The organism is Colwellia sp. BRX10-4 (assembly GCF_014077465.1).
In the GTDB taxonomy this organism is placed as follows: Bacteria; Pseudomonadota; Gammaproteobacteria; order Enterobacterales; family Alteromonadaceae; genus Colwellia_A.
The window spans coordinates 50,034-75,807 of sequence record NZ_JACGVZ010000014.1 but is presented as its reverse complement, the minus strand read 5'-3'; the positions used below and the strand labels follow the sequence as shown (position 1 = coordinate 75,807).

22 protein-coding genes are annotated in these 25,774 nt (G+C 37.0%); 6 read left to right on the top strand and 16 right to left on the bottom strand.

Annotated features, from left to right (window positions below; translation table 11 throughout):
• Positions 1–100 precede the first annotated feature (100 nt).
• The 4 genes from H4J67_RS12325 to H4J67_RS12310 all read right to left on the bottom strand — a co-directional run bounded on the left by H4J67_RS12325 (position 101) and on the right by H4J67_RS12310 (position 5,170).
• Positions 101–928, bottom strand: coding sequence for a prohibitin family protein (locus tag H4J67_RS12325; RefSeq protein WP_404842793.1), 828 nt, complete (start codon positions 926–928; stop codon positions 101–103).
• Between the two features lie 302 nt (positions 929–1,230).
• Positions 1,231–3,729: a hypothetical protein gene (locus H4J67_RS12320; RefSeq protein ID WP_182203897.1), complete on the bottom strand. Its 2,499-nt coding sequence runs from the start codon at positions 3,727–3,729 to the stop codon at positions 1,231–1,233.
• A gap of 254 nt (positions 3,730–3,983) precedes the next feature.
• Positions 3,984–4,457, bottom strand: a complete 474-nt coding sequence (locus H4J67_RS12315) for a hypothetical protein (RefSeq protein ID WP_182173418.1) — start codon at positions 4,455–4,457, stop codon at positions 3,984–3,986.
• A 35-nt stretch (positions 4,458–4,492) separates the two neighbouring features.
• Positions 4,493–5,170: a 2OG-Fe(II) oxygenase gene (locus H4J67_RS12310; RefSeq protein WP_220463258.1), complete on the bottom strand. Its 678-nt coding sequence runs from the start codon at positions 5,168–5,170 to the stop codon at positions 4,493–4,495.
• A 289-nt stretch (positions 5,171–5,459) separates the two neighbouring features.
• Between H4J67_RS12310 and H4J67_RS12305 the strand changes: the two genes are divergently transcribed.
• Positions 5,460–6,689, top strand: coding sequence for an HD domain-containing phosphohydrolase (locus tag H4J67_RS12305; RefSeq protein WP_182173421.1), 1,230 nt, complete (start codon positions 5,460–5,462; stop codon positions 6,687–6,689).
• Between the two features lie 56 nt (positions 6,690–6,745).
• Here H4J67_RS12305 and H4J67_RS12300 read toward each other — a convergent pair whose 3' ends face one another.
• From H4J67_RS12300 to H4J67_RS12290, 3 genes are all read right to left on the bottom strand, one after another.
• A complete protein-coding gene (locus H4J67_RS12300) occupies positions 6,746–7,273 on the bottom strand; it encodes a DUF3750 domain-containing protein (protein ID WP_182173424.1) in 528 nt (175 codons plus the stop codon).
• Between the two features lie 212 nt (positions 7,274–7,485).
• Positions 7,486–7,755 carry a hypothetical protein gene (locus H4J67_RS12295; protein ID WP_182173427.1) on the bottom strand — a complete coding sequence of 90 codons (270 nt, stop codon included), beginning with the start codon at positions 7,753–7,755 and terminating at the stop codon, positions 7,486–7,488.
• A 490-nt stretch (positions 7,756–8,245) separates the two neighbouring features.
• Positions 8,246–10,042: an acyl-CoA dehydrogenase C-terminal domain-containing protein gene (locus tag H4J67_RS12290; protein ID WP_182173430.1), complete on the bottom strand. Its 1,797-nt coding sequence runs from the start codon at positions 10,040–10,042 to the stop codon at positions 8,246–8,248.
• A 463-nt stretch (positions 10,043–10,505) separates the two neighbouring features.
• On the opposite strand from H4J67_RS12290, the gene H4J67_RS12285 reads away from it, so the two are divergent.
• The 5 genes from H4J67_RS12285 (at position 10,506) to H4J67_RS12265 (ending at position 14,834) form a co-directional block, all read left to right on the top strand.
• On the top strand, positions 10,506–11,168 hold the full coding sequence (locus tag H4J67_RS12285; protein WP_182173433.1) for a nitroreductase: 663 nt from the start codon (positions 10,506–10,508) through the stop codon (positions 11,166–11,168).
• 475 nt (positions 11,169–11,643) lie between these two features.
• Positions 11,644–12,252 carry a glutathione S-transferase family protein gene (locus tag H4J67_RS12280; RefSeq protein ID WP_182173436.1) on the top strand — a complete coding sequence of 203 codons (609 nt, stop codon included), beginning with the start codon at positions 11,644–11,646 and terminating at the stop codon, positions 12,250–12,252.
• A 39-nt stretch (positions 12,253–12,291) separates the two neighbouring features.
• Complete coding sequence (locus H4J67_RS12275; protein ID WP_182173440.1) at positions 12,292–12,984, top strand: crotonase/enoyl-CoA hydratase family protein; 693 nt, start codon at positions 12,292–12,294, stop codon at positions 12,982–12,984.
• 79 nt (positions 12,985–13,063) lie between these two features.
• Positions 13,064–13,957 (top strand): alpha/beta hydrolase, encoded by an 894-nt coding sequence (locus H4J67_RS12270; protein ID WP_182173443.1) that lies wholly within the window; start codon positions 13,064–13,066, stop codon positions 13,955–13,957.
• 91 nt (positions 13,958–14,048) lie between these two features.
• On the top strand, positions 14,049–14,834 hold the full coding sequence (locus H4J67_RS12265; protein WP_182203895.1) for an alpha/beta fold hydrolase: 786 nt from the start codon (positions 14,049–14,051) through the stop codon (positions 14,832–14,834).
• A gap of 109 nt (positions 14,835–14,943) precedes the next feature.
• Here H4J67_RS12265 and H4J67_RS12260 read toward each other — a convergent pair whose 3' ends face one another.
• The 9 genes from H4J67_RS12260 to H4J67_RS12220 form a co-directional block, all read right to left on the bottom strand.
• Complete coding sequence (locus H4J67_RS12260) at positions 14,944–16,116, bottom strand: VWA domain-containing protein (protein WP_182173447.1); 1,173 nt, start codon at positions 16,114–16,116, stop codon at positions 14,944–14,946.
• 5 nt (positions 16,117–16,121) lie between these two features.
• Entirely contained in the window at positions 16,122–16,955 is an 834-nt protein-coding gene (locus tag H4J67_RS12255) for a MoxR family ATPase (RefSeq protein ID WP_182173449.1), read from the bottom strand.
• A gap of 47 nt (positions 16,956–17,002) precedes the next feature.
• Complete coding sequence (locus H4J67_RS12250) at positions 17,003–19,105, bottom strand: molybdopterin-dependent oxidoreductase (RefSeq protein WP_182203894.1); 2,103 nt, start codon at positions 19,103–19,105, stop codon at positions 17,003–17,005.
• 87 nt (positions 19,106–19,192) lie between these two features.
• Positions 19,193–19,870, bottom strand: coding sequence for a hypothetical protein (locus H4J67_RS12245; protein WP_259368590.1), 678 nt, complete (start codon positions 19,868–19,870; stop codon positions 19,193–19,195).
• A 90-nt stretch (positions 19,871–19,960) separates the two neighbouring features.
• A complete protein-coding gene (locus H4J67_RS12240) occupies positions 19,961–20,959 on the bottom strand; it encodes an NADP-dependent oxidoreductase (RefSeq protein WP_070377274.1) in 999 nt (332 codons plus the stop codon).
• Positions 20,960–21,013: 54 nt separating this feature from the next.
• A complete protein-coding gene (locus H4J67_RS12235) occupies positions 21,014–22,072 on the bottom strand; it encodes a patatin-like phospholipase family protein (RefSeq protein ID WP_182173576.1) in 1,059 nt (352 codons plus the stop codon).
• A gap of 219 nt (positions 22,073–22,291) precedes the next feature.
• Positions 22,292–23,416 carry a zinc-binding dehydrogenase gene (locus H4J67_RS12230; RefSeq protein ID WP_182173455.1) on the bottom strand — a complete coding sequence of 375 codons (1,125 nt, stop codon included), beginning with the start codon at positions 23,414–23,416 and terminating at the stop codon, positions 22,292–22,294.
• Positions 23,417–23,521: 105 nt separating this feature from the next.
• Positions 23,522–23,947, bottom strand: a complete 426-nt coding sequence (locus H4J67_RS12225) for a DoxX family protein (RefSeq protein WP_182173458.1) — start codon at positions 23,945–23,947, stop codon at positions 23,522–23,524.
• 135 nt (positions 23,948–24,082) lie between these two features.
• Positions 24,083–25,750: an AMP-binding protein gene (locus H4J67_RS12220; RefSeq protein WP_182173461.1), complete on the bottom strand. Its 1,668-nt coding sequence runs from the start codon at positions 25,748–25,750 to the stop codon at positions 24,083–24,085.
• Positions 25,751–25,774 lie beyond the last annotated feature (24 nt).

The following is a 25,774-nucleotide window of genomic DNA, read 5'->3' as shown; positions in this document are numbered from 1 at the left end:
TAACTAAGGTGATGATTAACATCTTGTTCGACAATCAAAATTTCATTATTCCTAGATAAAAAAACCGCAATTAAGCGGCTTATATTATTATGCAGTAGACTTATTTTGCTCTCATATCTAATATTGGCATATTACTACTACCTAAAATTGTTGCTGGAAGCTTGCCATCCCAGTTTTGAGCTTCTGTTAGTTTAACAATTAAAGGGTTGTTACCCAGTGCTTTAGCTTTAGCCGTAATCGCTTCAGCTTCAGCTAAGCCTTTAATTCGAATAGATTCAGCTTCTGCTATAGCAACAAGCTTAATACCGTCTGCTTTTGCTTTTGCCGTATTTACGTCACGTTGCGCTTCTAAATTTTGACGTGCTAGTTTATGTTTCTCCGCATCAGCCAGATTTTTTTCTGTTTGTTTAGTTTCAATAGAAGTTAAATACTTAGCCGGTAATTGAATGTTTTCAATTTGAATGTTGTCAACAGTAACAGGAAAGTCTTTCATTTCTTCGATAAAGCTTGCTTCAATTGCTTGAATGGCGCTTGCTCTATCTTGTATTAATTTCTCTGCATCATACTGTGGGATAACATCTTTAGTGGCAGATCTAAAACGAGGATCAAGAATTCTATTTTCAAATTGCTTTAAACCACCGTACTGGCGAAAAAGTTCAAGCGCAGCTGTCTTATCTACTGTCCAGTTAACTGAAACGATAACAGTTACTGGCATTTGCTCTTTGGTGCTTGATGCCATTTTTTCTTCATTTTTCCGTGTTCTAACTTCTATCTCTTCAACGCTATCAATAAAAGGTACTTTAAAGTGTAAACCAGGGTTAACTTGCTCTTTAGCTTCACTGAATCGTTTGACAATACCGATATGTCCTTCATTGACGGTGTAAACAGAGCTGAAAAATAGGGTAACAGCAATCGTGACCGTAATTATTGATTTAGTTGGGATATTTAATTTATCTATATTCACTTTTTTACCTCAGAGGCTTAATTAGGTGCCCGTATTTAAAGACACATTAGTTAAATATTACAGCATGTTATTCGCTATGCAGAGACCATAACCTTTTAAGTGACTTAACGTCAAACTTACACCCGAGTCAACCAGCCCTTCAAAGTATAAAAATCGATAAAATTAACCATTAGTAAGTTAATTTTATCAGTGAGCTGAACCTCAAAAGCGTTGTATTAGTATTTTTCTGCTGGTCATTCAATAAAAATTGATAGGTCGATAGTAATTTATGTCGCATTAGCAATCATCTTAATAGCAATATCAGTTAAATCGGTCACTTCTCCGATACCTATAGTACTTTCTAATTGAGTTTCAAGTTCATCAGCTAAATCTTTATCTAGACTTTTTAAATAACTGATCTCGTCACGGTAATACATATTTTGTACTTTATCACTTTTTTTCAATTCAACTTTTAAAATTGCCGGTTTACCGTGATTAGATAATTTCTGGGTATATTCTTTCAATTGGCCCGATTTTTTCAATACTGATAAGTCACGATACCAAAAGGAATACTCTTCTTTATCATTTTTATCTTTAGGTAAAACAAGAATATAAAATGCACGAGCAGGTAATTTTTTATAAGCAAGTACCGCAATAATTGATAAGCAAGAATCTCTAAACTTTTGATTGCTCAATAAGTTAAGAATAATTTCTTCACTATTTTCATTTTTATAGACAAGGTGCTTAAGTGTAGAGTTACCACTAAAGCTCGCCGCATTAATGTATTGTTGGTGCTTAGTTGCTTTTAAGTAGAATGGTATAGAGAAATGATTGTGTGCATATACGTTCCTCATCGCTTTCTGCAGACCATAAATACGACTGCCGCGTTTTCCGCATGCTTCAAGGGTATCAATGTGTTGATAAATATACTTTCTTATCGCTCTGCAAGCTAAATGTTTACTTTCAATTGTATTCATTAACAATCGAACAGCGCCATGGCTGTCATAACCTAAAACAATATATTTCTGTTTTTGTATTGTTCTATCTTGTTCTAAAAAAGGCACGGTTAATTCAATTTCAATTTCTTCACCGGCTTTAAATTTAGTTTCTTTTACTAGGTTAACTAACAAACCTTGTATAGAGATATTTTTAGTAATACCGGGAATATGAGTAACAACATTATTACTGCGTGTAATTGCCATTTTAAAAGATAACACAAAGCGGTCTTCACCTCTAGAGTCATCATTTTCTGCTGTTACAATTTCGGTTTCATCAAGTGAGTCAACCGCACTCAGTTGAAAACGTTTTGGTAATAAATTTTCTAATTCAGTTATTTCTTCACTGACCGGTTTATGTATTATTTCATACAAGCTAGTAATATCTGATAGGGTGATCATATGATCGCAATTACTTATCATATCTATGGCCGCTTTCGGGATTGCCCTATTTAGAACAGCCATTTTAGGATGAACATGACAAGGTAAAGCTGAGGGAACATAAGCATCTTCTACAGAATTAATAAACGATGAGGATATTTTGACTACTCTAAACAAGCTATTTTTAAAATAATTATTAAAAACAGTTTTCACGCTTCTATTATTAACAAAGTCGTCATACCAAATAAGGGAATAAATGAAGGTATCTTTATATTTAGATTTTAATATAAAAGCATATTTATCAACCGTATTCTTCTCGTCTAGCGCCTTTTGTATACCTTCATTACCCAATAGTACGGGTAAATGAAAACTTTCATCTGCACCACTAAAAAATCGCCAAAACGCATCATTACCCGATGTTTTCATTGCAACTTTCACATGCCATGCATCATTTTTTTTATAACAAAGTAACGGAATGTCGTGAGTTTTATTTAGATATAGTTGCTCGTAACCTTTAGAGGTAACAGAGTCAAATAAAGGAGTAATAAATCGTTCTGTAGGACCAATAATAGCCAATTTTTTTTGTCTTAGGTAATGAGCAAACAAAACCCGCATTTGCTGATCTGTTAATGGACTTGAAAATTTCAATAAGTATTCAAACTTATTATTTACAGAAGATTTTTGACTATCAATAATAACAAATCCGAGTTCAAGTTCTTCAGTGAAATCTATTTCGGTATGATGGTCATATAGCCACAGGTACACTTTATTTGCTATAATACCCGGTATTTCGTGAGAGGTCTGAATAATAACTTTTTGATTATTCATCTTTTCGATGTTAGCCGTAAAACCAACCTCTTTTTTACCTTGGCTGGTCATCCCCATAATTGGGTTGATAAAAACTTTACAAGCAGAGTTAAGTTTTTTAAGTTCGTTAATTATTCTATTTTTATTTACTAAGGGTTTAGGTTCGGTTTTATCTATTTTAAATTCTGAAAATTCACTTTCATTTTCATTTTCAAGATTATATTTGCTGACACCTTTATCTTTATTAGCAGCTCTCTTTTGAGCGTCTTCATAAACTTCATAGTAAAGTGCTGTTGTATAAAGGTTTTGATATTCAACAAGTTTTTCATTGAATAGCTTTTTACCCGCTATATCCAAATAATGATTAATTTTATTGTGTGTAACTATTTGACAATCAGCAAAGATCAGCCGCAAATCTATTGGTTTATTAGCTTGTTGGGCAAGTTTTTTGATTTCATTTTTAACAGCAAGGTGTTGGCCAGAGTTTTCATCAGGTAGAAGTTTTTTAACTAAATATTCCAATCTATCATTGCTGGCATAGGGGACCAAACTTAAGATTTGTTTTTCAAACTTTTGTAAGTGAGAACTAATAACACTACTCATTAATCGTGGTACCTCGTATTTTTAAGCTAAACACATTGGAAGGTATTCAATTCATAAACCATTAACGTTGATGGTTTAATCCTAGAGCATATTAATAAATAAGACTAAATTAATGTTGCCATGTTGGCTAGTTGTTTTATTGGTATGTAGTTATCGGCACAACCACCATTAGTCTTTATTCTTTATTAAGCGCCTATGTTGATATAATCAAAAGGCATAATAGAGAGCGCGTATTTATTGCTTGCTCCTCTTCGCTAGAGGTCGATAGTTCTAATTAAAAAATAAGCAGGCCAAATTTCGCGTACCTGGCACTCCCACTGAATATCCACCTTACCATTAGGTGATTGTAAAAACCAATACCTCGCCCATTTACTAACAACTTTTCCTGACTTACTTAATTTTAATGGCGAAAACCGACGTTGGTATCGGTTGCCTTCATACTCAACAATTGCGTTATTTCTTGCTCTTTTATGTAAGCTATCTAAAGCCGTACTAATGAGTTCGACCTTTGATAATGCCAATATACCTTGTTCTTTTAAACAAGCTAATATCGCCGCTTTTTTTATACTTGTCTGCATGTAATCATCTATATGAGGAGTATAAACCATGCCCGTTAAACCATAAATAGCGGCTCGCTCTCTATCAGCAAGTACTTTTAATGGGATAATTAGCTGATTAATTTCATCTAATTCAGTGATGATATGCAATTTTATAGGTAATTTAGACAATGCCTACGCCTTTATAAATACTCATTGATTTCTCATTAATTTGGCGGATCTATATTATTATCAATGCTGTTATTTAAGCGGAACCACCCTGCTATAGAGTATCTATCGCGTTTAGCGGGTAATACTTCATGCGGAAACTCTTCGCTTAAAAACACAACTATTGTACCGAAGCTGGGCAATACTTTAATTTTACTGTTATCAACGACAGCGGAGGCTGGTATTTTTTTATCATAAATCACTAACTCGCCTCCATCATCAGCGGACCAATGCTGATTAAGGTAGACAACAACAGATAGCACCCGATTACCCTCACCTTTAAAAGCATCTTTGTGCTTCTTATAAAAGTCGCCTTTAGCATAATGAGCAAAATGACTTTCAAAAGAAAATAATCCGAGAAACAACCGGCGATTAAGATAAGCTTGCAGTGACTCGGTCCACGTTATCCAAGCACAACTGGCTTGGTTGTTACTGGTTATCCAGCTTATTTCATCTGTCCGTATAAAATTATTAATCATATGATCTTTGGCACGACCTATTCCAGCACGTTTGAATTTTTCAGTAGGTAATTCAATGATATGATTTAATAACAGATGTGTTAATTCTTCAGGCAAAGCATAAGGACGGATACTATAGCCCTTTTCAACAATATCATTGGATATTGACTCGAACAGTGATGAGTCACCACCAGAGTAAGTTATTTGAGCTAGGTTCAACTACATCCTATCTTAGGAAGTAAAACTAACATTTTCTTGATAATCTAATAAAATAACGAATATTCTATACTAGCACTTTGAATATATTAGTGTGAGCATTCGTTTTAATAAATGATTTAATCTTTTGCGATAGTAGATGTGATTGGTTAGAAAGTTACAACGTTACAAGCGGATAGAGTAAAGCCAAATCAGATAAAATAGTAAGACACTTTGCTAATAGCTAAAATCATTCCTACAGTTAACGCATAGAACTGCCAGTAGACAGTTAATTCAAGGAACGAATGTGCAAGTGACTAATCAACTTATTAAAGAAACATCCAAACAGTTTTCGACTCATATTTTAAATTCGGGAATGGAATGCGGCATCAGTCAAGATATTACAGACCCACAAGGAAAAAGAGTTTTTTTAAAAGCGGGTACTGAAATTACGGAAAAAATCCGTTTAAAATTAACTAACTTGCAACAAGAGGGGATCATCGGCCATGAAGATGTAATTTCTCTTACAGAAGATACCAGTAATGAAAATTTATTTGCGCCGATCCTAGACTTAGCTAAAACAAATCCTGTGATAAATAACTTTAAGCTAAATGAAACACTGGTAACCATTGGCGACTTTATAAAAGGCGGTTCAATTCCAAAGAAAATTATTGATCACCTCAGTATATTTTCACACCTCAACCCCTCTGCATACCAAAATACTTTAATCAATTTGATATTTGGCACCCATATCGGTAAAGCAAACAACTATTCTCCAACCGAATTAACTGAACTGATCTCTGTTTTGTTTTTTGAAAATATTGGTTACGCAAGACTTAACAATACAATGAAAGATGCAAAGTTAGTTCACCCTATCTTAAGTAAAGAAATAGTCAGACTTGCGGGCTTAGAGAGTAAGTTAGTCTTAGAATCGATAGAACAGCATGAAGAGAAATTGGATGGCTCTGGTTATCCAAAAAAGTTAACACAAATTCACGAATACGCTCAAATTTCACAAATAGCAAATCAATATTCTCAGATCACTAGAAAAAGTAAAAATATTAACACGGCCATCGGAGAGCTTTGTTTGTTAGCCGAAGGATTTGACTTTAGGACCAGTCAAAAAACGCAGGCTATTTATTCTTATCACTTACAAAGGCCCCTATTAGCAATAATGCAAGAAAGTATACAAACAGTTACCCATCAGCAAGCCTACGGAAACCATTTATACGACCAATTATCAAAAGTCATAAAGTGGACAAACACCTTAAATGCAAACAACCCAGAAATGAATTTTATTCAAGCTAAACTTAGGAGCACATTATGGGTGTCAGAATCATCACAGCAGCCATTCCAAATAAAAAGAGAAGAGCTTAAAGATAATCAAGTTTGTAAAATGTTCATAAATGACGCACGAAGATTAGTACTACAAATTTCACAATTTGCCAATTATTTCAATCAGATACTCCATTACCCGATTAAAATTGATAATATATCAACCAATAAAGAATATTTTTTGAAGTTAATCAATCCAGTCATTTAATTTTCTTAACAATGACTTAATATCAATTACCGCTGATTTTTTTGGTTAAAGTGCAACTAGTTTGCATACCCACTGCCAATAGCAGTAAATGGCAGTTCGAGTTCAAGCTCAGGGACTTGTAAACCTATCCAGGCGACAAAAGTATTACTATTAGGACCTGGAAAGATGCTGTATTCATTTACCCAAGGATAGCGGGCAATTGCGGCCTTAATTTTAGGAATTAGTTTAACCGCTTTATCACCTTTAATAGAAAGTAATAATACCGGTTTTGAGCCATACCAATACCTATCTGGTGTTAATGTTTGATACTGTCTTATTGCAGATAACCCCCGATTTACTTGCCAACCAGTCACTTCATAAACACTATACTTTGCTGCTTTTTCTTCTTTGATTGCAAGCCAAGGATGAACAGCAAACCAACCGCGCCAACTAAAAGCATCTGCGACATAAAACTCTATAACCGCCCTACCGTCTTCAGTTGGTAGCGTTGCAATACCAGCAGGCTCTCTGCTCGCGCTTCGCCAGTTGTTATGGGTACAAGCACTCAGTAGGAGTACAATACAAATAATCGTCCAAAATCTCATATGCGCTATTATTACACCGGTTTAAGCCTAGATTATATTGCTTAGGCTTGGTTTGATAAAATTTAACCAATATTCTTATTGGCAATAAAAATCCTATTACTTTAAAATCAGAATACACTTTTTTGTGCAAATAAAACCAATCAGTTGGCCAAATTTGAACCATAGAATAAGTTTCAGATGAATATTTACGACACTTTAATCACTTTAAAGCCTCACTTAAGCTGAGCTTTTTTCTTCGACAGTGTAAAGTTTGCATAAAAAGTAGTCACGACCCCCGCGACAAGAGAAAGCATTGCTAAGCCAAATAATGCGTTATCTTGAGATTCAAAGGCTAATAGATATACCCCCAACACAACACAGAATAAACCAACATAAATAAAAACCTGAGGGTGTGAAATAATTAGACCCGTAGATTCGGTATTTTTTCCTTTATTGGATTTAGTATGTGATGAAGCTTTTCGTTTATGTTTATTTGTTGGCATCGCCAATTCCTTAATTTTTATAACAATATGTTATCGGTACATCTCAATGATGCCCTCGTTATAACTAGTAATTAATTTATACTAATATTAGATAAGATCAAATAATTATCTCTAGCTGAAAATGACTCAATAACGTTAAGACGATATAAAACAAAAAACAATTAAAAACGCATCATAAATATTCGGAGATAATGTATACAGTCACGTCAACTTGAATGACGAATCGAAGCACCCCAACTTATTAGCGTACCCAAGTACTTACATTAACCGTCGTTAATTGCCTAAACAGTCATTTAGCAAGGCTAAATTCGTTAATGGGTTATTTTACGTTACTGTAAAATAAAAAATGCCTAATATTAAGATTTAAATCTAAATATTAGGCATGAGTTTAACAGACCATCATAAATATCTTAACCGTGAAAAGTGGCTAAATATTTATCTGTTTACTAATAATTATTTTTCAAAAATTATTAGTAAAGCTAGTGCTTAATTAAAATGCAAAGTCTTCACTGGCTAGAGCCATCATCGAGTCTACACCACCTTCCATACAAGCTGCATGACCTTGAGCTCTAGGAAGTATACGATGAAAGTAAAATGCTGCTGTTTTAATTTTAGCTTGATAAAACGCTTTATCTTCACCCGCGTCTTTTAGTTTACTTTGCGCTACAGAGGCCATTTTTGCCCAGAAGTAGCCTAAGGTTACATAACCGGCAAACATTAAGTAATCAACCGAAGCACCACCAATCTCATCCGGGTTCTTCATGGCTTTTTGACCAATATCACCCGTGATCATTTGCCATTGTTTAGCGTATGAGTTTAGGGTACTAACATACTCACTCATTGCTGGGTTGTCGGCATTGTCTTTCGAAAAAATAGCGATGTCTGTCATAAATGGCTTCAAAATTTGACCTTTACTGCCTAAAATTTTACGGGCTAATAAATCTAACGCTTGAATACCCGTTGTGCCTTCATAAATACAACTAATTTTAGTGTCACGCAGAAGCTGTTCCATGCCCCATTCTTTTATAAAACCATGTCCACCAAAAACTTGTACACCATGACTTGTACATTCGAAACCTAACTCTGTTAAAAATGCTTTTGCAACAGGCGTTAGTAAGGCTAATTTGTTTTCTGCATCAGCTTTAAGATCAGCATCATCTGATGCGTGGGTTATATCAACTAATTGCGACAAATAACCAATTAGTGCTCTACCCCCCTCAGAAATAGACTTTTGCGTAAGTAACATACGACGAACATCAGGGTGCACAATAATAGGATCAGCTGGTCCATCTGGATTTTTAACGCCGCTAATCGAACGCATTTGCAAACGATCTTTTGCATAAGCTAATGAACCTTGAAATGCCGCTTCAGCTGCTGCAGAACCTTCCATTGCTACACCTAAACGAGCAGCATTCATAAAAGTAAACATGCAGTGTAGGCCACGGTTCTCCTGTCCAATTAAAAACCCTTTAGCGTTATCAAAATTGATAACACAAGTGGCATTAGCATTGATACCCATTTTATGTTCAATTGAACCACAACTCACAGCATTTCGGTCTGCTTTTGTGCCATCATCATTGACATTAAACTTAGGAACAATAAACAAAGAGATACCTTTACTACCTTCAGGAGCACCTGGTAGGCGTGCGATAACAATGTGTACAATATTCTCTGATAAGTCATGCTCTCCGGCCGAAATGAATATCTTTGTGCCGGTAATCGCATAGCTACCATCATCGTTTAATATAGCTTTAGTGCGCAACATGCCAAGATCAGTACCACAATGTGATTCAGTTAAACACATAGTGCCTGTCCAGCTACCTTCAACTAATTTAGGCATATACTGCAGTTTTTGTTCACTGGTGCCATGAGCTTCAATTGTTGCTTGTGCCCCATGACTTAAACCAGGGTACATAGCAAAACTATGATTAGCAGACGACATCATTTCACTAATGGAAGCATTAAGAGAATAAGGTAAACCTTGCCCACCAAACTCTTCACTCTGAGATAATGTTGGCCAGCCACCCTCAACGTATTGTTGATAAGCATCTTTAAAACCATCTGGCGTAGTTACTACACCGTCTGTCCACGTACAACCTTGCTCGTCACCGATTTGATTTAAGGGTGCAATAACTTGTTCAGTAAACTTGGCTGCTTCTGAGATAATAGCGTCCACCATATCTTCACTAGCATCATCGTAACCTAATTTCTTATAGTGTTTGTCGCAGTCTAATAATTCTTGCATTACAAACTTAATATCACGAACTGGGGCTTTATATTCAGGCATTCTATTGACTCCAAAAATTTATTATTAACCGTTGACTTCACTATTCAACATTGCTTTAACCAAGTGGTCATACCACTGATATTATCGATATGAGATAAATTAGTCAAATGAATTTAATTTATCCCTAACTATTCAGTATCCATATAATAAAAGTTAATGCGCTTCTGAAATACCCAGTGAAAAATAACCACTTACTATATGATTTTAGAATAGAGCGTGATAATAATTATTCATTGGTTTTATAAAGATAACAGTTCTACCATCAGAAATGCGCTTAAATCTCTTTTAACCTTATTACAGTGGCTATCTATACCCTTTTGTAACAAGTATAGATCACTTTTTTAAGCGATATATACGGTTAATAGTTAATTAAACGTTACCAAAAATTTAATCGCTGTTAAGCTAAGTCTCATTTACAATGTCCCTTAATATGAGACTATTTTAAAATTATAAAGGAGTCTCAATGTCTATAACCACCCTCTTAGAAAAACGTAATTCAGTGCGTGCTTATTTGGAAACACCGGTCAAACAAGCATTATTAGAAGCTATTTTTACACAAGCACAACGCGCTCCTTCAAATTGCAATGTACAACCTTGGCAAACTTGCGTAGTGTCTGGCGCAAAAAAAGAATCATTGAAAAATGATCTACTCTCAGCAGTTATGAGTGGTACTCCACCAAACCCAGACTTTAACTGGCTACCTAAATACGAGGGTATCCATAGAGACCGCCAATTTGGTTCAGCTAATGCACTTTACAGTGCTATTGGTGTTACCCGCGAAGACAAACTGGGTCGTCAAAAAGCGATGATCCGCAATTGGAGTTTTTTTGATGCTCCCCATGTGGCCTTTTTTACTATGGATAAATATCTCGATATTATGGGTGCGGTTGACTTGGGTATTTATGCGCAAACTCTTTCGCTCATTATGGCTGAGCACGGTTTATCAAATTGTATGCAAGGGGCATTGGGGCAGTTCCCAGATCCAATCAAAAAATCCTTAAACTTACCAGAGCAAAGAGGTGTTTTATTTGGTATGTCATTTGGTTACGCTGATATAACTGCGCCGATAAATAAAACTCATACTGATCGCGAAGATATTGCCAGTGCGGTTAGCTTCTTTAAATAACGACTCACAATAACAATTAATAAATCGTCATCAGCGATCATGTTTTGTTCAATACGATGTTCAATAATCATATTGGAAATATATATAAAATATTTACCCATTAGATAATAAAGAATACTGAAAATCAGTATAGATAGTACTGAATTAATTATATTTGTAAGACAAAAAATGTACCTATTGGTATATTTTAAATTACGATGGGCATGGGATTAGCTATTTCCATTGGTCTAATTAATCCTTGACTGGTATTACCTATTATTGGCTTTAGTTTGACATATTTCATGTTATTAACGCTGAATATGCCGTTGATATTATACTTAGGTTGTTACGTTCAAATATCATTTAACACAAAAAAGCCTTAACTCAATACATGCTAAGCTAACGTACCTATAAAAAAGGTAAAAATTTAATCTTACTACCAAGCGACACCTATTCATTAAGTTGATAACAATGAATTTCAAGGAAAAATGTAAACATGATTACTGTACATCACCTTAACAAATCACGTTCTAAACGCGTTATCTGGTTGTTAGAAGAGCTTAATATGCCTTATAACATTGTTAAACATCAACGTAACCCGCTCACAAATTTAGCGCCTGAAAGTTTAAAATTAATTCATCCGCTAGCAAAAGCCCCTATTATCGTAGATGGTGAGGTTACTTTGTGTGAGTCTGGCGCGGTTATGGAATATATTCTTAACCATGCAACGGCGAGTAATTTAAGGCCGAGCATTGATTGTAATGAATATTACCATTATTTAGAGTGGTTACACTTCGCAGAAGGGTCCTTAAGTTTACCTGTGATAACGACCTTGCTGATGTCAATGGAAACTCGTGAAGGCACTCAGCTTCTTGATGGTTACATTGCTAAAGAAAATCATCTCGATTTTTCATATATCGAAAATACTTTAACCATAAGGCGTTATTTTGCTGGTGATTCTTTTAGTGCTGCTGATATTATGATGGCAGTGATACTCGAAATTGCAGAAAGTATTGGTTTGTTAGAAAACAAAGACAAAACTAAAGACTATCTCGTTAATATCAGAAAAAGACCCGCATATCAAAAAGCGGCTCAATTTGGCTAACAGCCAGTGATATCAATTTTAACAACTATAGGAAAGAACATGGAATTAATAGATTTTGAACTCGATGAAAACATTGCAACGATAACTCTAAAAAATGGCAAGGTTAACGCTATTTCTCATCAAGTAATAACAGAAATTAACAGCGCTTTAGATCAAGCAGAAGCAGCAAAAGCGGCCGTTATTTTAACAAGTCAACCAGGAATATTTTCAGGTGGCTATGATTTAAAAACGATGAAAGAAAGTTCTGACTCTGCCGTATCGCTAGTTACAGCAGGCTCAACGCTTACTCGCCGTATGTTATCTTTTCCCTTTCCTATTGTTGGCGCCTGTACCGGCCATGCTATTGCCAAAGGTGCTTTTTTATTACTCAGTTGTGATTATCGCATCGGCACATTAGGTTCATTTAAAATTGGACTCAATGAAGTGGCTATTGGTATGACCATGCATCAAGCTGGCCTTGAACTCGCTAGAAACCGAGTACCGATTAACTATTTAACGCGTTCGGTAATAAACGCTGAATTGTTTGATCCAGAAACAGCTGTATTAGCTGGATTTCTTGACACATTAGTTGAACCCGACCAATTAATGGCAACGGCAAAAGTGGCAGCTACCCAACTGTTAACCCTAAATATGACAGCACACCATGGTACTAAACTAAGAGAAAGAAAAGACATACTAACGGCATTAGATGCGGCAATAGCAATAGATTCAACGATGACCTTGAGCCTATAGTAAATCTACCATGTCTCACTAAAGTATTTTCTTAGCGCTACATAACAAGAATACTCACAGTATATTAGGCCGTTAACGTATGATAAAAAATTTCACCCTGTTTTCTGTTTTATTATTTATGTGTGTTTTCTTTAGTGGTGCATGGTATTTTTCTTCAAAAATATTAATACTGCCAATTACTGAGTGCACACAAGCCCGTTTTGCCTTTTGTGGAGAGCCAAGTGAACAAGGCCTCAGTTTTGAAAACGTTGCTTTTAACACCGATGATGGCCTAACACTGCCGGCTTGGTATATGCCTGCAGATAATGACACCCATAAAGCGATATTATTAGTACATGGTAGAACAGCAAACAGGTCCGAAGGTATGCGCTACGCCAAGGCTATTGTTGCTGCCGGTTATAATGTTTTAGCTATTGATCTGCGTCATCCACGCCAAGACCCTGCTATTATTTCAACGATGGGCTATCACGAGAAAAAAGACGTCACAGCCGCTTTAAATTATTTAGTTGATAAGAAAAATATTAGCTCGATTGGTGTAATGGGATTTTCTATGGGCGCAGCAACTAGCATCATAGTTATGGCAAAAGACTCTCGTATAAAAGTGGGTGTTTTTAGTGGTAGCTATGCTAATTCGATGGACGTACTCGCTGAACAGGCAAAAGTACTCTACGGTCTTCCTCGTTTCCCATTAATGCCAATGGTAGCAAAATTTTTTGCTTGGCGCGGCGATTTAAAAATTGATGAAATTAATCCAGAAAAATACATCGCAAACATCTCGCCTCGACCTGTTTACATTATGCATGGCACAGCCGATAAAACCGTAGACTTTAAACACGGACAACGTTTATTTAGTGCCGCCAATGAGCCGAAGCAATTTTGGCAAGCTGAAGGTGGCGAGCACACTAAACTATGGCAACTCAACCCTGAAAAAGCTGAAAATAGTGTCGTTGACTTTTTTAATCGCTACCTTTAAAAGCTCTTCAGTTTAGTCTTAACCCTTTAACAATAAGTTCAAGGGTAATAATCTTTTATATAATTTTTATCATAGGTGTCTATAAACGTATATGTCAAAACCTGTAATCAACTTTGTCCATGCCAATGGTTTTCCAGCAGGAAGTTACCGCACATTTCTATCATTGTTTTCAAATGATTATTCAACCATTGCTTTAGAACAATATGGTCACGATGATTGTTACCCCATTCATAATAATTGGCAATTTTTGGTCAATGAGCTGGTTAACTTCATTAAAAAACAAGACCAAAAGGTCATTTGTGTTGGCCATTCTTTTGGTGGTGTCATTTCTTTTATGGCCGCTTGTCAGCATCCTGAACTATTTCGTGGTGTCGTCATGTTAGACCCTCCTGTATTTTCTGGGCCATTATCTTGGTTTTTAAAACTCGCTAAAAAAACACCTTTTATTGATAAAATATCTCCAGCGGGTCGAGCTAAAAACAGGCAAAAACATTGGCCGTCTGATACGCAATTAGTTAATAATTTTGCTCAAAAGAAACTTTTTAAGAATTTTGATGCCCGATGTCTACAAGATTACGTAGACAGTGCCGTGACATTAAAAAATAAAAGATGGGAATTAATGTTTTCACCCGACGTTGAAGCCGATATATTTAGACACCTACCTTGCAATTTAGCAACATATAAAAATAAACTGACGGTGCCATCTGCATTGATTTATGGTGATAAAACAGACGTATTGCCGGTAAGTTACTTTAATCGATTTGCTAAAATGAATAACATACCACTGACTAAATTAGCTAATGGCGGACATATGTTTCCGCTTGAACAACCCGAAGCAACCGCGTCTATAATTACTAACATTATTAAAGATTGGTAAGTAATGTAATAAAAGAGAAGGTGCTATAAAACGGCTTTTATTAGCCCTTCATTCATTACAGGCAGGTAAAGCTACAACCGTCCTTGGTTGTAATTTACTAGTGGGATATTTAGCTGAGCGCTTTTATCGCTCGACCTATGCCATCGACCGTTAAAGGATACATTCTATCGGCTATTAACTGCCTAACAATAGAGATTGAGTGATGATAATCCCAATGAGTCTCTGGCTGTGGGTTTAACCAGGCGACCTTATTAAAATGACCAAGAATTTTATGCATATGAAAGGTTCCTGGTTTTTCATTCCAGTGTTCAACACTGCCGCCAGGTGATGTTATTTCATAAGGCCCCATAGTGGCATCACCAACAAATATAACTTTGTAGTCCGAACCAAAGGTTCTAATGATTTCTTCTAAATCAATAGTGTCAGTGCGGCGTCGGCTATTGTCTTTCCATAATCTTTCATAAACACAATTATGAAAATAGAAAAATTCAAGGTGTTTAAACTCGGTATGTGCCGCTGAAAAAAGTTCTTCACACGTATGTATGTAATCGTCCATAGAGCCGCCGATATCAAAGAACATCAATACTTTTACTGCATTATGACGTTCAGGCTCCATATGAACATCGAGCATACCGCCATTTTTCGCCGTTGAGGTAATAGTAGTGTTAATATCAAGCTTTTCACTTGCACCGGTACGGGCAAATTTTCTTAGTTTTTTTAGCGCTAATTTTATATTTCTAGTGCCTAATTCTCGGTCTTGATCAAAGTTTCTAAATTCTCGCTTATCCCACACTTTAACCGCACTATTATTACGATTTTTATCTTGCCCTACCCTAATACCTTCGGGGTTATAACCATAAGCGCCAAAAGGAGATGTACCACCAGTACCTACCCATTTATTGCCGCCAGCATGGCGTTTCTTTTGTTCTTCAAGGCGTTCTTTTAACGCTTTCATTAGCTCGTCTAAACCACCTAATGCCTTTAACTTGTCTTTTTCTTCTTGGCTTAGGTGCTTTTCAAATTCTTTTCTTAGCCAATCCTCAGGTAATATTTTATCAAATATATCAATTACTTGTATACCTTCAAAATATTCAGCGAATGCACTATCGAATTTATCATAATGAATTTCATCTTTAACCATAACAATTTTAGCTAGGTGATAAAACTCTTCCACATTAGCAAAAACAACCCCCTTTTTTAATAGTGCAATTAAGTCTAATAACTCACGCAAACTACAAGGAACTTTATGTTTTCTTAACGTTATAAATAAATCTATAAACACAACAACTACCTGTTTCTGCGACTAATAAAGGCGAGTTTTTCAAGTAGTGAGACATCTTGTTCATTTTTTAATAGCGCACCAAATAGAGGAATAATACCGGACTGCTTATCGATTAATACCTCTTGAGCAACATCGTCTGCGACCAGTAGTTTCAACCAATCGATTAACTCTGATGTTGAAGGCTTTTTCTTAATACCTTGTAAGTCTCTCAGTTCAAAAAACACTTCTAAGGTATGCGCTAATAACTCTTTTTTTACATCAGGGTGGTGAACAGCAATAATCTGTTCCATTTCTACTTTTGTTGGAAACTTGATGTAATGAAAGAAACAGCGACGTAAAAATGCATCGGGTAGCTCTTTTTCATTATTAGACGTTATAATAATGATCGGACGTTGCTTTGCTTTAATAACTTGTTGCGTCTCATAAACATAAAACTCCATCTTATCAAGTTCTTGCAGTAAATCATTAGGGAACTCTATATCGGCTTTATCTATTTCATCAATTAATAATATCGGACGTTGCTCTTCTTCAAACGCCTGCCAAAGTTTACCTTTAACGATGTAATTAGCAATATCATGCACACGTTCGTCGCCTAACTGGCTATCTCGTAATCTTGATACGGCATCGTATTCGTATAAGCCTTGTTGCGCTTTAGTTGTTGATTTAATATGCCATTGATATAGCTTACAATTAAGTGACTTTGCTAATTCTTCAGCTAATTGCGTTTTACCCGTTCCCGGCTCACCTTTAATCAATAGTGGCTTTTCTAGGGTGATCGCAGCGTTTACCGCTAAGCGAAGTTCGTCTGATGCAATATAACTCTCTGTACTGTTAAACATGTTTTTACCTATTTTAGGGCTTAATTATAGTCTAATTCGACTAACATCTACGCAACGTTAATTGCGACCGGTGTACCATTTAAAGCAGCATTACCGGTTAAAGTATCTACTCGACTTGCATCGGTTAAATCATTAATACTAACACCTGGTTGCTTGGCTGCAACCGACATCTGGGTGCCTTTTTGATTATGTCCCCAGCCTTGCGGCATACTGACCACCCCACGTTGAATATCGTCGGTGATCACTACCTCTATTTTCACTTCACCAACCATTGAGCTCACCATAACAGATTGACCATTGCTAATGCCTAATACCTTAGCATCATCTGGATGAACCTCTAAGGTACAAGGATTTTTGCCTTTAATTAAGCGCTCGGAATTCTGTGTCCAGGTATTATGACTTTTCACTAAACGGCGACCAATTAAATCGAATGGATAATTAATATCACGAGCAGGATGAATAATAACATTTTGCAAACGCGGTAAATCATTAATATAGAGTTGCGGCACTAAGTTTACGCTACCTTGCTCGGTTTTTATCCGCGCTTCGATACACGGCATTAACGGTCCAATATCGATACCATGAGGATTGTCGATTAATTTTGCTAAGCTCATACCTTGTTTACCATAAGGACCCTTTTGCAATTCCATATCTAAGATCATTTCTGGTGTGTATTCATCAATGTCTGTATCTGTCATTCGTGCCGCTAGCTCCTTCAGTATTTGCCAATCGGTGCGTTGATAGTCTGCTGGTTCAAACAATGGCTTAGAGTATTTGACGGTATTTCTCACTGAAAATGAATTGAAGAAAATATCAAAATGAGAATTTTCAAGACCGGTTGTTGCCGGTAAAATAATATTAGCGTGTTTAGTGGTTTCATTAAGATAAATATCGATGGCGACCATATAATCTAATCCTGAAAACGCTTCAGCTAATTTATGTCCACTCGGTGAAGAAAGCACAGGATTACCTGCTACCGTAATTAAGCTTTTTATTTGACCTTCACCGGGGGTTAATATCTCTTCAGCTAATGTTGCAACCGGAAACTCACCATTGAAAAAAGGTAACTTTCTGACACGACTCTTATATTGCCCAAAGGAGCTTTTATGACCCTTCTTGTGATTTCTTAATAAATCAAAAGCGGGCTGTGGAAACATAGCACCGCCTGCTCGGTCAAAATTGCCGGTTATAATATTAAGCACATTGGTTAGCCATTGGCATAGACCACCAAACGTTTGAGTAGATGCGCCCATACGACTGTAACACACCGCTGAGTTTGCAGTTGTCATATCATTGGTTAACGTTCTAATATCACTTGCCGGTATACCGACATGCTTAGCCACTGATTCGGGTGAATAATCATTAGCGATATTTTCCAACACATTTAGTCCATCAACCCTATCTGCTAGGTGGCGAAGATTAACGCTATTGGTTGTAAAAACACAGTGGATCATCGCCAATAACAAGAGTGCGTCTTTTTCTGGTCTGATAAACAAATGTTGATCGGCAATTTTAGCGGTTCGGGTACGGCGAGGGTCAACAACAACAATTTTACCTCCTCGTTTTTGAATGGCTTTCATTCGGCCGATAACATTGGGTGCCGTCATCATACTACCATTAGAGACCACAGGATTTCCGCCAATAATCATCATAAAATCAGTGCGGTCTATATCAGGCACGGGGATTAACATACCCGCACCAAACATAAAATTAGCGGCAACATGATGTGGCATTTGATCGGTTGAAGCAGAACTAAAACGGTTTATCGTCCCTAACGATTTCATAAATGGTTTTAGAAAAAGCGCATTACCTAAGTTGTGCGCGTTAGGGTTACCTAAGTAAACCGCCAAAGCGTTACGGCCATGTTCTTTTTGAGTGCCTTTAAGTTTTGCGACTATCTCGGTAAAAGCTTGATCCCATGAAATATCTTCCCACCCATTAGCTGTCCGTCTAATGGGTGTTTTTAAACGGTCTTCGTCATTATAAAAATCTTCTAACGCCGTTGCTTTAGGGCAATTATAACCTTTACTAAAAGGGTCTTTTGGGTCGCCTTTAATCGATAAAATATGCTTATCTTGATACTTAATTTCTAAGCCGCACATCGCTTCACAAATATTACAGTTACGGTAGTGCGTTTTGATATCACTCATAGTTATCTCCTAATTGGACCCATTAAAAAATGAAAACCTTCTTGGTCAGCGGCTTCTTTGCGGCTTAAAACATATTAATTATTGACGTTAAAATTTTTCTTCAAACCACTGTTTTGTCAGGCCAATACTGACCATACTTTTAAGCTTAAACAATGCCATCCAATCACCATCTTGAGGAACAGCATCGCCGCAACGGGGATCTGAACGTTGTAGCGCACCCGTCATTTTATGATCTATAGGTATAGTTTCACAGCCATGATCTGATTCACAAATGAAATCCCAAGGCTCTCGAGCCGGCGCATGACAAGCAAAACAGTTGCCACCAAAACGATTAACAACATCGACAAAACCACGCCTACCTATTTTTGACCCTTGTTCATTAACTTCTAGTTCAAAAAACTCCCAGTCACCCGTAGCGGGAAAAGTACCCGATTCGCGTTTAACCATGGCTTCTGTTGGCACAAGCTGCACAACTGACCCCACGGGGTACTTAGCGCCCTCTGGTGCATTGGCTGCGGCTAAAGTGCTTTTTATATCTCCTAAAAGATTATCAACATAAAAATGCCTGACCGGTGTCATATCTCTTATGCAGCTAAAGCTGTTCTCATCGACATTAACCTCTGTTATCGCTGCAACAGCGTTAACGACAGCAACACTTTGATCAGTATCTGGCGTCTTAACGGATGTTTCTGCGCTAACAGACAAAGATGTTAAACATGCAAACACTAAGGTGCACATCAGGTTATTAACAAGTTTTGGGGACATATTCATTTCCATTTTAATTAAGTATCGTAAAGTAAATTTGAGTTTTATTGATAAAAAAACACCTATAACCGCGCAGCATTAAGCTGACCATCAGAGTTTCACAATAAGTTTGCCTTTATTTTCACCGGTAAAAAATAAATTCAAGCCAGTCATAGCTTCATCAAAGCCATCTAAGATATGAGCACGATACTTAATTTTACCTTGCATTACATAGGGTGTTAGCTTTTCTAATAGGGCTGGGACTTCGCCAAAATGATCTGGCATAGTAAAGCCCTGTATTGTTAAGCGTTTCTTAATGATAGGGATCCAACTAGGTGCTAAGTCGGGTTCTGCTTTTGGGTAATCAGCAATCATCCCACAGACAACAATTCGACCATGAGCATTCATCCGAGCAATAACATGGTGTTGGATTGGTCCACCGGTATTTTCAAAGTAGACGTCAATACCCTTTGGCGTTAATTGCGCTAATGTAGTCGCGATATCATCAGTTTTATAATTTATCGCGCCATCAAAGCCTAATTCATTTACCACCCAATCAGCTTTTTCATCACTACCTACAACACCAATGACAGTAAGTCCGTCGGCTTTAGCAAGTTGCCCGACAATTGAGCCAACTGAACCAGCCGCTCCAGAAACAACAAGTGTTTCCCCTTTTTGAGGCTTACCTATGCTGTATAATCCTTGTGTTGCGGTTAACCCCGGTAAAGCAAAAACCGATAAGATAGCTTCATCTGGTAAGGGTGCTGTTACTTTATTTAAACCCGTACCATCACTTAAGTAGTATTCTTGCCAGCCCATCATGCCCATAACGCGATCACCAACGTTGAAGTTAGCATGATTACTTTCAACGATTTCACCAATACCTGAACTGCGCATAACATCGCCAAGGGCAACGGGTGGAATATAACTTTCTGTATCTGCACTCATCCAACCGAACATTGCCGGGTCTAGTGACATATGTGATTGTTTAACTAGAAATTGGTTTTTAGCCACTTCAGGAATATTCTTTTCTACAACGTCAAACAAATCAGGTCCTATTGGACCACCAGAAGGACGTGCAATTAAATTTATCGCTTTATACGTTGTAATCATTATTATCTCTATGCGTTTATAGTATGTAATTGGCGTCTCTTTATTAAGAGACTATGCCAATAACTGATTTATACTCTTTATCTGGTTTAACTGTTGATTTTTATAAATCTGATCAAATGACTCCGCTAATTTTTCGCTGTCATTCATCACTTTTTGCCAATACCACATTCGCTGTTTGCGGTTCATGGCAATGAAGTCGTTTCTGTCAGGAATTTTATGGTGAGGTAATGCGTCAATAAACTTAGCAGAAGGACAAATCAATACCGTATTGTCGTAGTTTTTTAATCTTACTTTTCTTGTTAAACTTTTATCAAACCAACCCGCCTTAAGTGATGAGCTAAAATGGGGGTAAAGTGTTAATCCTGGATTTTTAATCTTAAAATCAAAATGATAATCAACAATACCACCATCTCGGTACATACCTTTTGGACTATTTTCAATATCACTAATACCCCGCATCACCAAGGGTATTGAACCTGATGCGAGTAACGCGTTACGAATATTGCCTGTTGAAAAAGATAGGCGTGATGTGGGTATGTTATCAGGGTCGCTAAGCTCAAGGTTACTATGGCTCGATTGAAAAATATAACGCTCATATTGGCTATTTAAGCGTGGGCGACTGATGCGATTATTAACATAGCTTTTTGCCAGGCCAAGTCCTTGAATAAATTTATTTTCATAAGCAACAAAACCGTTACATTTAGCTACGATGATATGTGCTTTAAAATGAAGGTTATCAACAATTTCTTGCTCGCCTGAAACTCCAAAAATAGCATCCATCATTTCTAATGCTTTTTCGCTAACCTCTGCAGGCTTGGCTTTAGCCGTGTAAGTAGTTTCATGATAATTTTTTGCGAGACGTTCTATTGCAGCGAGGGGATCTTTTTGAGCAAAACATGCATTTCTAAAAGCACCAACACTTGAGCCAATAAGGTTTAATGCTTGTTCTCTATTTTTAAAAAATTCACTAAAGAGGTATTTATCTAAACCATATAAAGTAAACCATTTAGGTCCACCACTCGCCGCTAAAAAAGAGCTAAATAAGTCAGGTGAAATTCCATTTTCTTTAATCGTCTTCATGGCTGAATCGCCAGCATATATTTCTAACATATTATCTTGTTGTTCACTTTTTGGTGACAATAATAAATCATTATAATCTCCAAGCCATGGTAAACGTTAGAAATAAATTAAACAAATGAATAGTACTTATGGTTCATTATTCACCAAATGAATTCGAGTTAACGAAAACGAGAAATATCACCAAGCTTAAGATAGTGAAAAGCACAAATGGGGAGACCAAACCCAAAGCGTTCAGTCTCCAAACAGAGGTTAACTATTTTTGTTGGGATTAATCAGATATTTTTCGCCTGTTTTCTTAGCATTGTATTGTAAAACAATCGCTGGGGTCATCGCTTGTTCAAAACTTAATTCTTCAGTAAACGCACAAGCAAAAGTGGTTTTTATCTCATCGGCCACTTGCTTTTGTAATTTTGCGATTTGTTGTGGTTGCAACTTACCTAAAAAGCTCATTAATAACCAACCGCCTATGCCCCATGTCATTCCGTAAGCGCGATTTAAGATACTTGGGGTGAAGTCTAACCCCCCATAAATATAAACTTGTTTATTAGTCTCTGAACCATAAGTATTAAAGCCAACAGCGTCTTTACTGCCAGACTGCTCCATTGCGTTCAGGATATCACTGACAATTTCGCCACCACCAATTGCGTCAAAGGCTAAAGTTGCCCCTGTTTTATCAATCGCTTTATACAAATCAGCCTTAAAGGTTTTACTCGATGAATCACAAATATATTGAGCGCCAATTGCTTTAAGTATCTCAGCTTGTTGCTGACTTCTAACAATATTGACCAAAGGAATGTCTTGTGCCAAACATATTTTATTTAGCATTTGTCCTAGACTTGACGCTGCAGCGGTATGCACTAATGCACTGTGCCCCTCCATACGCATGGTTTCTACCATACCTAAAGCAGTTAAAGGATTTACAAAAGAAGAAGCAGCATGCTTAGCTGTAGTCCCTTCATGGTGAACAATACAAGCTTGTGCGGGTACGCAACAATATTGGGCATAGGCGCCTCCGGTTAAAACCGCGACTGTTTTCCCCATTAACGACTGAGCAGCTTCACTATCACCGGCAGCAACCACAGTACCAGCGCCTTCATTACCAATAGGTAATACTTGATCTAAACGAGATTTAATTCGAGGTAGTATACTGCTATGCACAGGTGCACTGAGCGTTAATTTATCTGCACTTAATACCGCCTCGGCTAAATTAGCAGGTCCAAACATCGGCCACATATCAGATGGGTTGATGGGAGCGGCTTCAATACGAACGATCACTTCATGGGATTTAGGTGTCGCTACCTCGACCTCTTTTAAAGATAGTTCAAGTGTTCCGCTTGCAGAAATATGAGTAAATAATTGTTTTGAGTTTGTCATGATAAGATATTCTCCAGCTGTTTGTCGTCGTTTTATGACGTGGTAATTTTTATAGCGTTAGGTGCTAGGTTCGTGTTGTGTTGGCTACAATAACGGTTACTTCTATTAGCGTCTTTCAGGCTCAGTCACTTTACGACCCTCAAGACTAAACTTGCCGGTTCCTAGGCCAGTGATAATTAATAAACCGGCAATTATACCCATGTTTTTAAGGAAGTTTTGTAATTCATGACTGCGCGCCACACCTTCTGTCATTCCCCAAAAATCATGCATAAATAAGCTTATCAACAAGGTTAGACCCGCTAATATAAAAGCGGACACTTTACCTTTGAAACCAATAATGATGGCCACTCCACCAACCAATTGAATAATAATGGTTAACACTAATAATAACGATACCATAGGGACATTGTGCTGCTCCATGTAGGCACTGGTGCCCTCAAATTTGTTAATTTTACTTATCGCAGGGATAATAAAATAAAGGCCCATCAGTACACGTCCCAAAAAAAGACAGCTATTTTCTAATATATTCAAGGGTAAATCCTTATCGTGTTAATGAGTTTCTTAGCTTTCTAGCAGAATAAAAAACGCCTAAGAACTAGCATAACACTAGTCGTAGGCGTAAATACCCAGTCGATTTATTAGTTGAAAAAAGTCAACTTTGTCTACTTATGCAACGTCTTTACGTAACTCTTTTCGTAACACTTTACCGACATTACTTTTTGGCAACTCATCGATGAACTCTATCAACTTAGGACGTTTATAGTTTGTTAGCATTTCATGACAATGATCAAATATATCTTGCTCTGCTAAATTAGGATTTTTCCTGACAATAAAAACCTTAACCGCTTCTCCTGTTGTATCGTGTGGAATACCAATAGCAGCGGCTTCAAGTACACCATCATGCATAACGAGAACTTCTTCAATTTCATTAGGAAAAACATTAAAACCTGAGACGTTGATCATGTCTTTTTTTCGGTCAACAATTTTAAAAAAGCCATATTCATCCATGGTGGCAATATCGCCAGTAGCTAGCCAACCATCTTTTAGCACTTCATCTGTTGCATCGGGTCGGTTGTGATAACCTTTCATCACCTGAGGACCTTTAACCCACATTTCACCGGGCTCACCTAGCGTAACTTCCTGACCATCATCGCCAATTAAGCGAATATCGGTCGAAGAAACAGGTAAACCAATAGAGCCATTATAGCTTTGTTGATTAAAAGGGCTCATCGTCACTAATGGCGCACACTCTGTTAAACCATAGCCTTCTAACAATCTTGTTTTAGTGACTTTTTCCCAAAGTTCGGCTACCGGACGTTGTACTGACATACCGCCACCAAAACCAAGTTTTAATGGGCTAAAATCAAGTTGGTCAAACCCTGGGGTATGTAATAAAGCATTAAACAAAGTATTTACACCCGTGATAATAGTAAAAGGGTATTTAGCGAGCTCTTTAACAAAGCCTTTCATATCTCTTGGATTGGTAATTAAAATATTAGTACCGCCAAAAGGCATAAAACATAAGCAATTAGACGTTAGCGCATAGACATGATAAAGCGGTAAGGCTGTCACCATAATTTCTTTGCCAACTTCATATATATTTTTAGTCGCTGCATTTGATTGTTCAAGGTTAGCCACCATATTGCGATGGGTAAGCATGGCTCCTTTTGATGGACCCGTCGTACCACCGGTATATTGTAAGAAAGCTAGATCTGAACCAACCACTTTGACAGGCTTAAAGGTTAATTTAGCTCCTTTTGTCATCGCTTGATTAAACCTGACTGCTCCAGGAAAATTAAAAGCAGGCACCTGCTTTTTAACATGCCTAAGGACACTGTTAATAAGTAACCCTTTAACTGCCCCTAACCTGTCGCCTACAGCCGTAAGAACAATATGTTTAACATCGGTTTTATCAATAACTTTTTCAAGGACATGGGCGAAATTCTCGAGGATGAGAATAGCTTTAGTGCCTGAGTCTTTTAACTGATGCTCTAATTCGCGTGCTGTGTATAGCGGGTTAACATTCACCACGGTAAGTCCAGCTAATAAGGCACCAAATAATGCAATCGGGTATTGAAGAAGATTGGGGATCATAATCGCGAATCTATCGCCTTTAACTAATCCTAAATCTTGTTGTAAATAAGCCGCAAAGTCATGAGCTTGTTGACCAAGTTCTTGATAACTAATGCTTGCTCCCATATTAATAAAAGCGGTGTTATCTTGATATAACTTAGTATATTTAGTAAATAAATCTGCTAATGAGTTATATTTATCTGGGTCTATTTCGAAATCAACACCAGGTGGGTAACTCTTTTCAAGCCAAATTTTTTCCATTATATTTATCTCCCCAATCACAAA